The organism is Planktothrix sp. PCC 11201, assembly GCF_900009135.1.
Taxonomy (GTDB): Bacteria; Cyanobacteriota; Cyanobacteriia; order Cyanobacteriales; family Microcoleaceae; genus Planktothrix.
This window is the reverse complement of the sequence record NZ_LT797699.1, coordinates 93,175-108,448: the sequence shown is the minus strand read 5'-3', so window position 1 is coordinate 108,448 and position 15,274 is coordinate 93,175. Positions and strand designations below refer to the sequence as shown.

At 39.2% G+C, this 15,274-nt stretch carries 7 protein-coding genes; 1 reads left to right on the top strand and 6 read right to left on the bottom strand.

The genetic code is table 11. The features are described from left to right. Nucleotides 1-150: 150 nt before the first annotated feature. Complete coding sequence (gene adhE, locus PL11201_RS09120) at nucleotides 151-2,820, top strand: bifunctional acetaldehyde-CoA/alcohol dehydrogenase (RefSeq protein ID WP_079678282.1); 2,670 nt, start codon at nucleotides 151-153, stop codon at nucleotides 2,818-2,820. A 105-nt stretch (nucleotides 2,821-2,925) separates the two neighbouring features. Here adhE and PL11201_RS09115 read toward each other — a convergent pair whose 3' ends face one another. Genes PL11201_RS09115 through PL11201_RS09090 form a run of 6 tightly spaced genes read right to left on the bottom strand, consistent with a single transcriptional unit; the run spans nucleotide 2,926 to nucleotide 15,191 of the window. Next, nucleotides 2,926-5,583 carry a hybrid sensor histidine kinase/response regulator gene (locus PL11201_RS09115; protein ID WP_079678281.1) on the bottom strand — a complete coding sequence of 886 codons (2,658 nt, stop codon included), beginning with the start codon at nucleotides 5,581-5,583 and terminating at the stop codon, nucleotides 2,926-2,928. A gap of 9 nt (nucleotides 5,584-5,592) precedes the next feature. Further along, nucleotides 5,593-6,573 carry an ABC transporter substrate-binding protein gene (locus PL11201_RS09110; protein ID WP_079678280.1) on the bottom strand — a complete coding sequence of 327 codons (981 nt, stop codon included), beginning with the start codon at nucleotides 6,571-6,573 and terminating at the stop codon, nucleotides 5,593-5,595. A 17-nt stretch (nucleotides 6,574-6,590) separates the two neighbouring features. After that, nucleotides 6,591-9,365 (bottom strand): ATP-binding protein, encoded by a 2,775-nt coding sequence (locus PL11201_RS09105; protein WP_079678279.1) that lies wholly within the window; start codon nucleotides 9,363-9,365, stop codon nucleotides 6,591-6,593. Continuing rightward, nucleotides 9,358-12,141, bottom strand: coding sequence for a hybrid sensor histidine kinase/response regulator (locus PL11201_RS09100; RefSeq protein ID WP_079678278.1), 2,784 nt, complete (start codon nucleotides 12,139-12,141; stop codon nucleotides 9,358-9,360). The genes PL11201_RS09105 and PL11201_RS09100 overlap by 8 nt, the downstream gene beginning before the upstream one ends. Beyond that, entirely contained in the window at nucleotides 12,134-14,920 is a 2,787-nt protein-coding gene (locus PL11201_RS09095; protein ID WP_200816733.1) for an ATP-binding protein, read from the bottom strand. The genes PL11201_RS09100 and PL11201_RS09095 overlap by 8 nt, the downstream gene beginning before the upstream one ends. After that, nucleotides 14,913-15,191 (bottom strand): hypothetical protein, encoded by a 279-nt coding sequence (locus PL11201_RS09090; RefSeq protein ID WP_079678277.1) that lies wholly within the window; start codon nucleotides 15,189-15,191, stop codon nucleotides 14,913-14,915. Before PL11201_RS09090 ends, PL11201_RS09095 begins: the two co-directional genes overlap by 8 nt. Between the last annotated feature and the right edge of the window lie 83 nt (nucleotides 15,192-15,274).

Below are 15,274 nucleotides of genomic sequence, written 5' to 3'. Positions count from 1 at the left end.
CAAAATAGGGTTTTAATCTTAAATTTATATTAAGTTTATATTAAAACTGAGTAATTTTGTCCCTGCCCGATTCCAAAATCGATAAAAACTATTATGATATGAACGAACAATACAACAACCTGAATCTAAACCGAAACAGGGGGATATATCATCATGGATAAAGTCACAAACATTGATCAACTTGAAGCCCTAATCCAACGGGTGAAAGTCGCCGAACAAAAGTATGCAACCTATACCCAGGAACAGGTAGACTACATTTTTAAAAAAGCGGCACTCGCGGCAAATGCTGCCCGGATTCCTTTAGCAAAAATGGCCGTAGAAGAAACCGGCATGGGGGTTGTAGAGGATAAAGTGATTAAAAACCACTTTGCTTCAGAAATTATTTACAACAAATATAAACATGAAAAAACCTGTGGGGTGATCGAAGAAGACAAATCCTTTGGGTTTCAAAAAATCGCCGAACCCGTGGGAATTTTAGCCGGAATTGTTCCCACCACAAACCCCACATCCACGGCTATTTTTAAAGCATTAATTGCCTTAAAAACCCGCAACGGGATTATTTTCTCCCCCCATCCCCGTGCTAAAAATTGTACCACCGCCGCCGCTAAAATCGTCCTAGATGCTGCCGTCGCCGCCGGAGCCCCAGAAGATATTATTGGCTGGATTGACCAACCTACTGTCCCCCTGTCCCAAGCCCTGATGCAGCACCCGGACATTAAGCTAATTTTAGCCACCGGAGGGCCAGGAATGGTACGGGCCGCCTATTCCTCCGGTAATCCGTCCCTGGGAGTCGGGGCGGGCAATACCCCAGCCTTAATTGACGATACCGCCCATATTAAAATGGCCGTTTCCTCAATTATTATTAGTAAAACCTTCGATAATGGCATGATTTGTGCCAGTGAACAATCGGTAATTGTGGTCGATTCTGTTTACGAAGAAGTCAAGCAGGAATTTATTCTCCGGGGTGCCTATTTCCTCAATCCCGAAGAACGGGAACGCATGGCCAAGGTTATTTTTGTTAACGGACATTTGAATGGAGAAATTGTCGGTCAACCCGTACAAAAATTAGCCGAATTAGCCGGAATTAGCCTTTCCGAAGAAACCCGGGTAATTATTGGAGAAGGGGTAGACGTTGACGAAAATGATCCCTTTTCCCATGAAAAACTTTCCCCCATTTTAGCCATGTATCGGGCTAAGGATTTCGAGGATGCGGTGGTAAAAGCCGATACTTTAGTGCAGTTAGGGGGACGGGGACACACCGCTTCTTTATACACTTCTCCTAGCAATATCGACCATATTAAACGGTTTGAAGATACCGTTCAAACTGCCCGGGTTTTAATTAATACTCCGTCTTCCCAAGGGGCAATTGGTGATATTTATAACTTCCGTCTTGACCCTTCTTTAACCTTGGGATGTGGTAGTTGGGGAGGAAATTCAATTAGTGAAAACGTCGAACCTCGGCATTTATTAAACATTAAAACCGTCGCCGAACGTCGGGAAAATATGCTCTGGTTTCGGATTCCTCCGAAGATCTATTTCAAATATGGATCTTTACCCGTTGCCATTCGAGAATTAGCCGGAAAAGAACGGGCTTTTATTGTTACCGATAAACCCCTATTTGATTTAGGAATTACCCGTTCCCTGGAAGGAGTTTTAGAGGAAATTGGGATTAAATATGATGTGTTTTACGATGTTGAACCCGACCCTTCGTTAGATACGGTACAACGGGGATTAACATTAATGAATACGTTTAAACCCGATGTAATTATTGCCATTGGTGGCGGTTCTCCCATGGATGCAGCTAAAATTATGTGGCTGATGTATGAACACCCGGATATCGAATTTGAAGGGTTAGCCATGCGGTTTATGGATATCCGTAAACGGGTTTATGAATTGCCACCTTTGGGTAAAAAAGCCATGTTAGTTGCCATTCCGACCACCTCGGGAACTGGGTCAGAAGTGACACCTTTTGCCGTGGTGACCGACCGCCGTACTAATATTAAATATCCTCTGGCTGACTATGCCTTAACCCCAAATATGGCAATTGTTGACCCGGAATTGGTGTTAAATATGCCCAAAAGTTTAACCGCTTTTGGGGGAGTTGATGCCCTAACCCATGCCCTAGAATCCTATGTTTCGGTGTTAGCTTCGGAATATACCAATGGGTTATCCTTAGAGGCAATTCGGTTAATCTTTAAATACCTGCCGAGTTCCTATGAAAATGGAGCCAATGATCCCAAAGCCCGGGAAAAAATGCACTATGCTTCTACCATGGCGGGGATGGCATTTGCGAATGGATTTCTAGGAATTTGTCACTCCTTAGCCCATCAATTAGGCGGCACATTTCACATTCCCCACGGGTTAGCAAATGCCTTAATGATTAGTTATGTGATTCGTTATAATGCCACCGATGTTCCGTTCAAACAAGCCACTTTCTCCCAGTATAAATATCCGAATGCAAAATGGCGCTATTCTCGGATTGCAGATTATCTGCGCTTAGGGGGAGAAACTGAAGATCAAAAAATCGATTATTTGATTTTAGCCATTGAAGAATTAAAGCGTCAAGTGGGAATTCCGGCTTCTATTAAAGAGGTTTTAAAAGATACTAGCGAAGCGGAATTTCTGGCTAAATTAGATGAAGTTGCTGACCAAGCTTTTGATGATCAATGTACGGGAGCTAATCCCCGCTATCCTTTGATTAAGGACTTGAAACAACTGTTAATTGATGCCTATTATGGTCATCCTTTGGTTTCTGATGATTACAAGGGCGATCGCATTTTCCCCGTGTTTGAACCCCAACCAACGATGATTGGCGGTTAATACGGAGGGGGTGATGGGGTGAATTCATCAAAATTTTAATCCCTATCACCCGAGCATTTCAGCGGCTCTCTTTGGAAGATCAGGAATATAATTTAAGTGTGATTGCTAATCATTGATGATTAAAGGCTCGGCTAAATCAATTATCTGCTCAAATTGAAATTTCCGCACTGCCTTAGTTAGAAATTGTATTAGATTCATCTCTGTGTCTGGAATTTCTGTAATTAATTCTATTACAACTTGGACATCAGCTTCTAGTGCCGCTTTATAAAGTTGCTCAATCCAGTCCTTAGACATTATTTTTAAAGCATCTGAAGTTATTTCGTGATCTGGGGAAGGAGTCGAAATAGGCTGTGTTTGGTGCAAGATATATTTTACCCCTAAATGTTTAGCTAGAACCCCAAAAATCAGATCTTCTGTAAAGGGTTTTCTAATAAAATCATCACATCCCGTCGATAATACAATGGCTTTTTCTTCTTCTGATACACTGGCTGTTATGGCAATTATAGCCGTGGCATTGCCTTTTGTGGTTGATTTAATATATTTAGTCGCTGCATATCCATCCACCACCGGCATTCGCATATCCATAAAGATTAAATGGGGTTCCCATTCCTCCCATATTGCGATCGCTTCTTTTCCATTCTGTGCTATTTTGATCTCAAATCCCAAGGGTTCTAAAAGTTTAACTAATAATTGACAATTAATTTCTTTATCATCAACAGTCAGGACTTTATAAGTCACTTGACCCGGAGCCAAACCCAATACTTTTTTTCGGGTTTTAGTCGGTGTATCCTGAATATTTTGACCCGGTTTGACTTGAATTTGAAATGAAAAGGTTGTACCCTGACCCAGTTGACTTTCTACGGTAATATCTCCCCCCATCAACTGCACAAATCTCCGACTAATAGCTAATCCTAAACCCGTGCCTTCTTGGGCTTCTTTTCCGGCTTGGGTTTGGGTGAAGGCTTCAAATAGTTTGGGTAATTCTGCCTCAGAAATTCCCACTCCCGTATCGCGGATTTTCAAGTTAAGAATGATAATATCCGTTGATTCGTCTTCCTGTTTATCCACCGTTAAACTAATACCACCTTTTTTAGTAAATTTAATCGCATTACTGAGTAAATTAATTAACACCTGACGTAATTTAACTTCATCGGTGCAGATATAGCGAGGGACGGTTTTACTCCGTTGAAAGATTAATTTTAATCCGGCATTACTAGCTTGTAAATTGAGCATATCTTCTAAATCATCTAATAACCGATACAGGTCAAAATCACTCGGATTTAATGTGGTTTTTCCCGCTTCAATTTTAGATAAATCCAGAATATTATTAATTAGGGTTAATAGATAGTCACCACTCCGATAGATAATGCCGACATTTTCTAATTGTTTTAGGGGGAGATCGGAGCTTCTTAATATGACTTGAGAAAAGCCTAAAATTGCATTCAAAGGCGATCGCAATTCATGGCTCATATTGGCAATAAAGGTACTTTTGGCTTGATTAGCAACTTCGGCTTTTTCCTTAGCAATGACTAACTCGGCTGTGCGTTCTTCTACACGATTTTCTAAGGTTTCAAAAGATGTTTGTAACTTAAGTGCCATGTTGTTAAACGATTTTGCCAGTTGACCTATTTCGTCTTTTGAATTAATTTCGGCGCGGATATTTAAGTTACCTTCGGTAAACTGAAAAACTATATTGGTAAGGTAAATTATTGGCTTTGTTAGCAGTTGCCCAGTGGCAAAAGCGATGATTGTCACTACTCCCGCGATCAATACAAATAGAAATATTGCATCACGAATTTGCTTTTCTACGGGTGCTAGGGCAACAGCAAGGGGCCGGGCGAACAACACAGACCAAGGTTTATATTGCAAACGAGCGATCGCAATCAGATTAACCTGATTATCTGTTGCTGCCAAAGATGCAATTAAATAGGACTGTTTCTGATCCAATGCTTGCTTAATTTTTGGCTCATTAGTTGCCAATTCCTTGACAGGGGAATTAGACAAACGCCCTTCCCGTTGCAGTTGAGTTACAATATCGGCAGGCAAAGGCACAATTGATTTAAAAAGCAGTTCTGGTGCAGTGCTATGTGCCAAATAAATATCATCTTCATCTAACAGAATAGCAAAGGATTTTGCCCCAGCCCGTTCAGTTTGTCGAGTTACTAACTGTTGAACAACAGTAGCATTATATGAAACACGCAAGACACCCAATATATCTCCCTTAGCATTGCGAACTGGACTGCTAAAAAAGAGCGTTACAAGGTCAGGAATTGTCGGCGATCGCTTCATGCTAGAAACCAAGGATAATCCTGTTTGCAATGGTTTTTCAAAGTAATCTTGACCCGATTCATCTTTGCCAATGTTTGATGTATGTGTATCTAATACATTTTTCCCGGTTAAATCAAGCAAAGAGTATGAGAGAATATTGACCATATCTTTGCGACTGAGACGGATTAATGTTTCTGCCGCCAATTGCATTTCGAGGCTGTCATTTCGCTGCTTTGGAGTTAGGCTGAGGTAGCGTGCCAAACCTGGTAAAAGCGCCTCTACGCGCACGGCATTGAGATTTCCATCGATAAAGGCATCTATTCTGTTAGCGGTTTCGTTAGCCGCTCCAGATAGGGCTTGTTTGGCGTTGTCAGTAAGGGCTTTTTCAGTTGTCTGTTTGTTGAGAAATGCCAATAACAGCAACGGACTCAAAGCAACAATCAGAAAGGAAGCGATCAACTTTGTACGGATACCGCCCAAAAGGTGGTGCTGCATGGCTTTAAACTACGAGGGAGGGTTTAAGAAAGAAGAATTGAACAAACCCTTTAGCTCAGGAATGCGCGTCACGTTTCCAGAGCGAATAAAAAAGTCTGCATATATCTTGGCAGTTTTGTAAATGGAGTTAGGGTTGCTAGATTGAAATAATTTTTGATTTTCACCTAAATTAGTTAGGTTTACTCCCTCCAGAGAGATTGTATTGCGAGGAATTTTTAATGCGTTACTGATGATAGCATTTCCTTCCTGAACATTTGCTTTCCAGTAGGCAGAGGCTTGTAGCCATCCTTGTACAAATGCCCGAACTTCTTCGGGGCGCTCGCGGATGATCTCACTCCGAAAGACAATCAGATCTAAAATCAAGCCAGGGGTTTGTTTGCTGGTAAATAGGATATGTCCCCCTGATTTAATGGCTTCAGAAAGATGGGGTTCCCAAGTGTGTCCGGCCTGAATAGCATTATCTTTTAGGCGTTGAGGAATTTCTGAAGCCTCTACTTTAACTAAGTTCACATCATCGCTGGTTAAGTTGGCAGTTTTCAACATTTCAGTCACGAAAATTTCGCTAAAACCGCCTAGATTTGCACCCAACTTTTTCCCTTTCAAGTCAGCGACGGTTTTAATTTGTGATTGGGCGACTACCACATCTGCTCCTGTTGATTCATCTATAACCACCACAGCTTGTATATCTGGATTTGTGGCACTCAAGTTGATAAAACTTCCCAAGGTCAATACCATGCCATCATACTTACCCGCACTGAAATTTGCTATTTCTAATTGGATGTATCGTTTATAAATTAATTCCACATCTACCCCTTGGGCTTTGAAGAATCCTTTTTCTTGAGCAATGATGCCTGAATGCTCCCCAACAAAAGATGTAAATTGTACTTTCAAAGGAGGGAGTTTTAATTGGGTCGGTGCTGAAGTATTACAAGCAAATAGCAAACAGACGGTAATCAGAAAAACACTAATGTATCTAAGGAGTTTAAGCATAGTATAAGCGATATTTTTTAATCATTGCTGATCAAAGGTTCGGCTAAATCAATTATCTGTTCAAATTGGAATTTCCGCACTGCCTTAGTTAGAAATTGTATGAGATCAATCTCGGCGGATGGAATTTCTTCAATTAATTTTAAAACTTGGGTAGAGTTTGCCTCTAATGCTGCTTCATAGAGTTGAGTAATCCATGCAGAGGACATAATTTTCAAATTCTCTGAAATTAACTTCTGTTTGGGACTACTATTCAAAATTGGTTGTATTTCTGCATAAATATACTCCACTCCCAAATGTTTAGATAGAGCCTCAAAAATAGTGTGTTCTGTAAACGGTTTACGGAGAAAATCATCACATCCGGCTGATAAGATAATGGCTTTTTCTTCTTCTAAAACACTAGCTGTTAAGGCAATTACCGCCGTAGCATTGCCTTTAGTTGTAGATTTAATATATTTGGTGGCTTCATAACCATCCATCACAGGCATTCGCATATCCATCCAAATTAAATGGGGTTCCCATTCCTCCCAAATGGCGATCGCTTCTTGTCCATTACCTGCTTCTTTTACCTCAAATCCTAACGGTTCTAACAGCTTAATTAATAATTTACGATTAATTTCTTTATCATCAACAGTGAGAATTTTATAGGTGGGTTGACCCGGAGATAAAGCCAGAACTTGGGGATGGTCTTCTGTACTCTTGCTAACGATTTCTTGACCCAATTTCGTCTGAATATAGAATTGAAAGGTTGTGCCTTTTCCTAATTCACTTTCAACAGAAATATCTCCCCCCATTAATTGGATAAATTTCCGACTAATTGCTAATCCTAAACCCGTTCCTTCTTGCGATTCTTTCCCAGCTTTAGCTTGAGAAAAAGCATCATACAGCTTGGGTAATTCTTCCGGGGCTATTCCTACTCCAGTATCACGAATACAAAAATGCAGATTAAAAATATCGATTGTTTCTTGATCTCCCCGAAAAACATGGAGAATAATTTGACCATCTAAGGTAAATTTAATGGCATTACTGAGTAAATTAATGATTACCTGACGCAGTTTAACTTCATCGGTATAGATATAATGAGGAACATTTTCATGACGCTGAAAAATCAGTGTCAATCCCGCAGATGTTGCTCGTAGATGTAGCATATTTTCTAAATCATCCAGTAGATAATACAGATCAAAATATCGAGGATTAAAGGTGGTTTTTCCGGCTTCGATTTTGGATAAATCCAGAATATTATTAATCAGCGTTAATAGATAATCACCACTGCGATAAATAATGCCTGCATTTTCGTGATGTTCCTGGGGTAAGTTGGTAGCGCGTAGCATTAATTGGGAAAACCCTAAAACGGCATTCAGGGGCGATCGCAATTCATGACTCATATTAGCAATAAATGAACTTTTGGCTTGATTCGCAACTTCAGATTTTTCTTTGGCAATTTCTAATTCTGCCGTACGTTCCTGTACCCGATTTTCTAAGGTTTCAAAAGAGGTTTGTAACTGACTCGCCATTTCATTAAAAGAATCTGCTAAGGTTTCTAGTTCAGAAACACCTTTGATTTCTACAACTTGACTCAGTTCACCATCAGCGATCGCCCGACTTGCTTGACTCAATCGCTGAATTGGTGCAGCAATTAAATTGGAGGTAATGATTCCTAAAACTGTGGCAATCATTAAAGTTAATATACAAAGAAAAAGCGTGATTTTGGTATTGACATTAATGGTTTCCATAAAATCAGATTCGGGAATTACTGTCACCAGTAACCAATCCAGTCCATATTGATCTTGATAAGATAAAACTTTAGCAAATAGGGTATTTCCCTTAACTGCCACTCTGAATTGTAGGTTTTTGGGAATCTGATTAAAATTCCCATATTGTTGCTTGAGGTAAGTAGTGATCGCCCTTGTCCAAGCATCTTGACTTTGAATCGCAGGTAAGCGAATTGGGTTTCCTTGATTATCCTTAAGACAGGGAGTTTCTAGGGTTGAAGTTGCAACTAAATCACCTCCATGATCAAGGATAAATGTTTGTCCTAAAGGCGAAAATTTTAGATTATTTAGAAATGTACTAATTCCATCTAAAGTTATGCCACTATTAAAAACACCTTGAAATTTTCCCTGAGCATCATAAACTGGAACGATAGCACTTATTCCCAAGAGAAGGGGTACTTTATAAGCATAAATCTGCGACCAAGTTTGTCCAATCGCTACTTTGCCATCCCTATACCAAGCCGTTTCTCGTGTATCTACTAATGCCTGAAACTTGACTAATTTTTTACTTTTACCTTGAGAATCCAATAGATAGTATTTACGGTTTTTAATGTCTGGTAGCCGATTTTCTTGAAAAAATACTGTCCCTTTTTGCAGATTTTCCCCGCTTAACTGACGGGTTACAGCTAAAAATTCTGGACTGAGAATGCGTTGATAGGAAATCATTTCTCCTTGGGTATTGGCAAACATATTTAATGTGAGAGAGGGAGATAAATTGATCTGTTGCCAAAAATACTTCCGCAGGGATTCAAAGTCATTCAGGTTAATCACACCCTGTTGGAAAGCTTGATAATTAACTGCTACGGTTTGCCTTTGAATTTCTAAGGTATGATCGAGGTGATCGTTAATCCGATTTCCTGCTTGATCCATCACCTGATTGGCTAAGTTTTCTACAGCCTGTTGTCCACTGTGATAGGACAAATAACCAACTAATCCCACTGCGCCGACAATTTGCAACACAAAGGGGACAATTAACACTAATCTCAAGGGAATTTGTGGAGATTTTGAATATTCGCTAATCATGGCTGATTAAAGGTTCCGTTAATTCAATAATTTGTTCAAATTGGAATTTACGCACAATTTTTGTGAGGGATTGTATCAAACAAGTTTCTGTTTTTGGAATTTCTCCTACCAGTTGCCAAACGAGGTTGGTATTAGCCTCAAGAGCAGCTTTGTGTAATTGAATAATCCATTCTCTAGGCATAAATACGAGGTGTTGCGATCTCAAGTTGCTTTCTGCTGAATTATCTAATGGAGGTAAACTCGTTGCCACTAAAATATATTTTACACCCAAATGTTTAGCCAGGGTATCAAAAATATTATTTTCTGTAAAAGGTTTTCTAATAAAATCATCACATCCGGCTGATAATACAACGGCTTTTTCTTCTTCTAAAACACTAGCTGTTAAGGCAATTATAGCCGTGGCATTGCCTTTTGTGGTTGATTTAATATATTTAGTCGCTGCATATCCATCCATCACTGGCATTCGCATATCCATAAAGATTAAATGGGGTTCCCATTCCTCCCATATTGCGATCGCTTCTTTTCCATTTCGGGCTATTTTGATCTCAAATCCCAAGGGTTCTAACAGTTTAACTAATAATTGACAATTAATTTCTTTATCATCAACGGTTAGAATTTTATAAGTCGGTTGATTGGGAGCTAATCCTAATACTTTTTGTCGGGTTTTAGTCGGTTCATCGTTGATATTTTGACCCGGTTTGGCTTGAATTTGAAATGAAAAGGTTGTGCCCTGACCCAGTTGACTTTCTACGGTTATATCTCCCCCCATCAACTGCACAAATTTCTGACTAATGGCTAATCCTAAACCCGTGCCTTCTTGGGCTTCTTTTCCGGCTTGGGTTTGGGTGAAGGCTTCAAAAAGTTTGGGTAATTCAGCTTCGGCAATTCCCACTCCAGTATCCCGGACTGTAAAGTTAAGTATGATAATATCTGTTAAGTCTTCTTCCTGTTGATTAATTGTTAAAGTAATCCCCCCTTCTCGGGTAAATTTAATGGCGTTACTGAGTAAATTAATTAAGACTTGACGCAATTTAACTTCATCGGTGCAGATATAGCGAGAAACATTTTCACTTCGTTGAAAGATCAATTGTAATCCAGCATTACTAGTTCGTAAATTGAGCATATCTTCTAAATCATCTAACAACTGATACAGGTCAAAATCACTCGGATTTAGGCTAGTTTTTCCCGCTTCTATTTTAGATAAATCCAGAATATTATTAATTAGGGTTAATAGATAATCACCACTGCGATAGATAATTCCGGCATTTTCATATTGATCAGAGGAAAGATTGGAGTTTCTTACCATCAATTGAGAAAAGCCTAAAATAGCATTCAGCGGCGATCGCAATTCATGACTCATATTGGCAATAAAGGTACTTTTGGCTTGATTAGCAACTTCGGCTTTTTCCTTGGCAATGACTAACTCGACTGTACGTTCCTGTACCCGATTTTCTAAGGTTTCAAATGCGGTTTGTAGCTGAATCGCCATCTGATTAAATGAATCTGCCAAAGTCTTTAATTCAGAAACACCTTTGATTTCTACAACCTGATTGAGTTCACCACTAGTGATGGCACGACTAGCTTTAATTAAGTCATGAATCGGTTTAGCAATTAAATTTGAGGTGATAATTCCTAAGCCAGTCGCCAGGATTAAAGTGAATAAACAAAGGAAAATTGTTATCTGGGTATTCGCCTGAATTTCTGCTAGAAATTCCGATTCAGGAACAACAATGACCACACGCCAATCTAAACCCAAGGAATCCCGGTAAGGAATCACTCTCACAAATGGATTTTGATCGATCTTAGGACGGAGTAATTGGGGCTTACTAATCGCCTGTAAACTGCCAAATTCTCGGATTAAATACTGTGTTACCTCACGGATAATTGGGTTACGACTATCAACTGCATTCAGTCGAGTGATGGTGACGTTACCCTTGACCCGATAAACAGGTTTAGAACTCGGAGATTCATTAATAGGGGATTCATTGTCGGAACTAGCAACCATTAATCCTGACGGTTCTACAATGAAGATATGTTCTAATTGTTTGTTACTTAAGGTTTTTAGAAAGTCACTAATCAGCAATAGATCTAAATTAATACCAAACACACCGAGCAGCTTTTTTTGTGGGTTATAGATGGGGGTACTGGTTGCAATTGCGATAATGTCATGTCCAGTATTCCAGCCATAAATAGAACTCCAGATGGGTTTACCAGCTTTAACGGCATCTACATACCAAGCAAATTTTTTCGGAGGTATCGATGTTGGACTGTGAGGAATTAACTTTATAACCTTAAGACGATTACCTTGGCTATCAACTGAATAGACACGATGTACACTGTTATTAGATAACCGTTCATCAAGTCCAAACTCATTTTTATTCTTCATCTGACGACGACTCACACCGATATAAGCTCCGTTATCCTTACTAAAACCAACTGTCGTAAAATTGAAGGTTTTTACCTGGTGGTAAAAGTATTTTCCAATAGCATTAAAATCATTCAAATTCAATATTCCTGACTCGAAAGCATCAACATTGGTACGATTGATTTCTCGAGCTTTACCTAAATAACTATTAAGATGTTGTTCAATACGCTTACTGGTCTGTGTCATCAATTTATCAGCCAGTTTCTCAACAGCCACCTGTCCACTACGATATGATAAATAACCGACTAATCCTACGGCTCCCACAATTTGCAACACAAAGGGAACAATTAACACGAATCTCAGGGGAATTTGTCTGTTTTTTTTGACGGTCTTGGGACTAGGGTTAATCATGGTTTATTAAAGACTCGGTTAATTCAATTATCTGCTCAAATTGAAATTTACGCACGACCTTTGTTAGAAATTGTATGAGATCAATCTCGGCGGATGGAATTTCTTCAATTAATTCCAAAACTCGAGTAGGGTTTGCCTCTAATGCTGCTTTGTAGAGTTGAACAATCCATTCAGAGGACATGATTTTTAAATTCTCTGAAATTAACTTCTGTTTGGGAATAATATGCAAAACTGGTTGTGTTTCTGCATAAATATAATCCACTCCCAAATGTTTAGCTAGAGCCTCAAAAATAGTGTGTTCTACAAATGGTTTACGGAGAAAATCATCACATCCGGCTGATAAGATAATGGCTTTTTCTTCTTCTAATACACTAGCTGTTAAGGCAATTACCGCCGTAGCATTGCCTTTTGTAGTCGATTTAATATATTTTGTGGCTTCATAACCATCCATCACAGGCATTCGCATATCCATCCAAATTAAATGGGGTTCCCATTCCTCCCAAATGGCGATCGCTTCTCGTCCATTACTAGCTTCTTTTACCTCAAATCCTAACGGAATGAGTAATTTAATTAGTAATTGACGATTAATCGGTTTATCATCGACGGTGAGAATTTTATAGGTGGGTTGACCCGGAGCTAAAGCCAGAACTTGGTGAGGATTTTCTGTACTCTTGTTGACTGTTTCTTGACTCATTCTTACTTGAATATAAAATTGGAAAGTTGTACCTTTTCCTAATTCGCTTTCAACGGAAATATCCCCACCCATCAGTTGAATAAATTTCCGACTAATTGCTAATCCTAAACCAGTTCCTTCCTGTATCTCTTTTCCGGCTTGAGCTTGGGTAAAAGCATCAAAGAGTTGGGGTAATTCTGCGGCGGCAATTCCTACTCCAGTATCCTGAATCCGAAAATGGAGATTAAAAATATCTATTGTTTCTTGATCGCCTCGAAAAATTGAGAGAATAATTTGACCTTCCGAGGTAAATTTGATGGCATTACTAAGTAAATTGATGATCACCTGACGGAGTTTAACTTCATCGGTGCAGATATAGCAAGGGACATTTTTATGGCGCTGAAAAAGCAAGTTTAATCCGGCATTTGTAGCCCGCAGATGCAGCATATCTTCTAAATCATTTAGCAATCTATACAGGTCAAAATCTTTGGGATTAAGTGTTTCTTTCCCAGCTTCGATTTTGGATAAATCCAAAATATTATTAATTAATGTTAGTAAGTATTCTCCACTGCGATAAATAATACCTATATTTTCATATTGTTCTGATGGGAGATTATTAGAACGTAACATTAATTGAGAAAAACCGATAACCGCATTCAAAGGAGATCGCAACTCATGACTCATATTAGCAATAAAGGTACTTTTGGCTTGATTCGCTACCTCCGCTTTTTCCTTGGCAATTGCTAATTCTGCTGTGCGTTCTTTGACCCGATGTTCTAAGGTTTCAAAAGAGGTTTGTAATTGACTCGCCATCTGATTAAAAGAATCAGCCAAAGTTTCTAATTCAGAAACCCCGTGAATTTCTATAACTTGACTTAGTTCACCCTCAGCGATCGCCCAACTCGCTTGACTTAATTTTTGAATCGGTGTAGTAATTAAATTTGAGGCAATAATTCCTAATCCTGTAGCAATTCCTAAAGTCAATAAACAAAGTAAAATTGTGATTTTGGTGTTAGCATTAATTTTTCCCATAAAGTCAGACTGGGGGATCGCCGTCACCAGCAGCCAATCTAAACCATATTTATCTTGATAAGGTACAACTTGGGTAAAGAGTGTGTTTCCTTTAACAGGGACTTGAAAGTGTGAATTCTTTTGAATTTGGCTTAAATCTTGGTATTGCTGTTTCAGGTGAATCGCGATCGCCTTTGTCCATCCATTCTGACTTTCAGTCGCAGGTAAACGAGCAAGCGGTTTATTGCTCAGATTTACAAAAGGACGCTCCAATGTAGATGTGGCGACGAGATCACCAGAACGCTCTATGATAAAGCTTTGCCCCAATGGTGAGAATCGTAATTGATTTAAAAAAGTGCTAATATCCGACAACATTAAACTAGAGTTAAAAACACCTTGAAATTTTCCACCCCCATCGAAAATAGGAAATACGGCATTGATAGTCAATGATGGGGCAATTTTGGAAACATTAATTTTTGACCAAGTTTGTTTTTTAACGACTTTGGCCTGTAGATACCAGGGTGCTACCGTATGATCAACAGGCACTGAATAAGTATGTTTGCCAGGCTTACCGTCTTGATCTACTAAATATTGATTCTGTATTTTTTTCTGTGTAGAACTCACTTCATATAAGAAAAGTGTGCCAATCTGGATATCTTTTTCCGCCGTTAGTTTTTGGGCTAATTCAACAAATTCTTGGTTGATGATCCGTCCATAACCGATTTGTTTTCCTTGCTCATTAATATACGAAGTGATCGCCAATCTTGGAGCTAAATTAATCTGTTCCCATAAGTGCTGACGGATTAACTCAAAGTCCTTGATATTCAGGCGACCCCCTTGAGTGGCACGATAATTAACCGCTATGGTTTGCTGTGAAGTTTCCAGGGATATGTTCAGGTGATCCTGTACTCGATTGGTTGCCTGATTCATTAACTGATCCGCCATATTTTCTACCGCTTTTTGTCCACTGCGATAGGAAAAATAACCCACCAATCCCACCGCCCCCACAATTTGCAACACAAAGGGGATAATTAACACTAATTTCAGGGGAATCTGTCTATTTTTTTTTGGTGTACTGGGATGCTGGTTAATCATGTTTTATTAAAGGATTGGCTAAATCAATGATCTGTTCAAATTGAAATTTCCGCACTGCTTTTGTGAGAAATTGTATTAGATTCATCTCTGTGTCTGGAATTTCTGTAATTAATCCCATCACAACTTGAATATCAGCTTCAAGCGCCGCTTTATAAAGTTGATCAATCCAGTCCTTAGACATGACTTTTAAAGCATCTAAAGTTATTTCGTGATCTGGGGAAGGGGTCAAAATAGGCTGTGTAATGATAGAAGTTTTTGCTTTTGGTAGCATTCAAAATTCTAATAAGCTGTTAATTATCTAAATTTTCGAGACGATCCAAGCCAGTAAGGGGTTTCAGCCTCTAAAATATACAG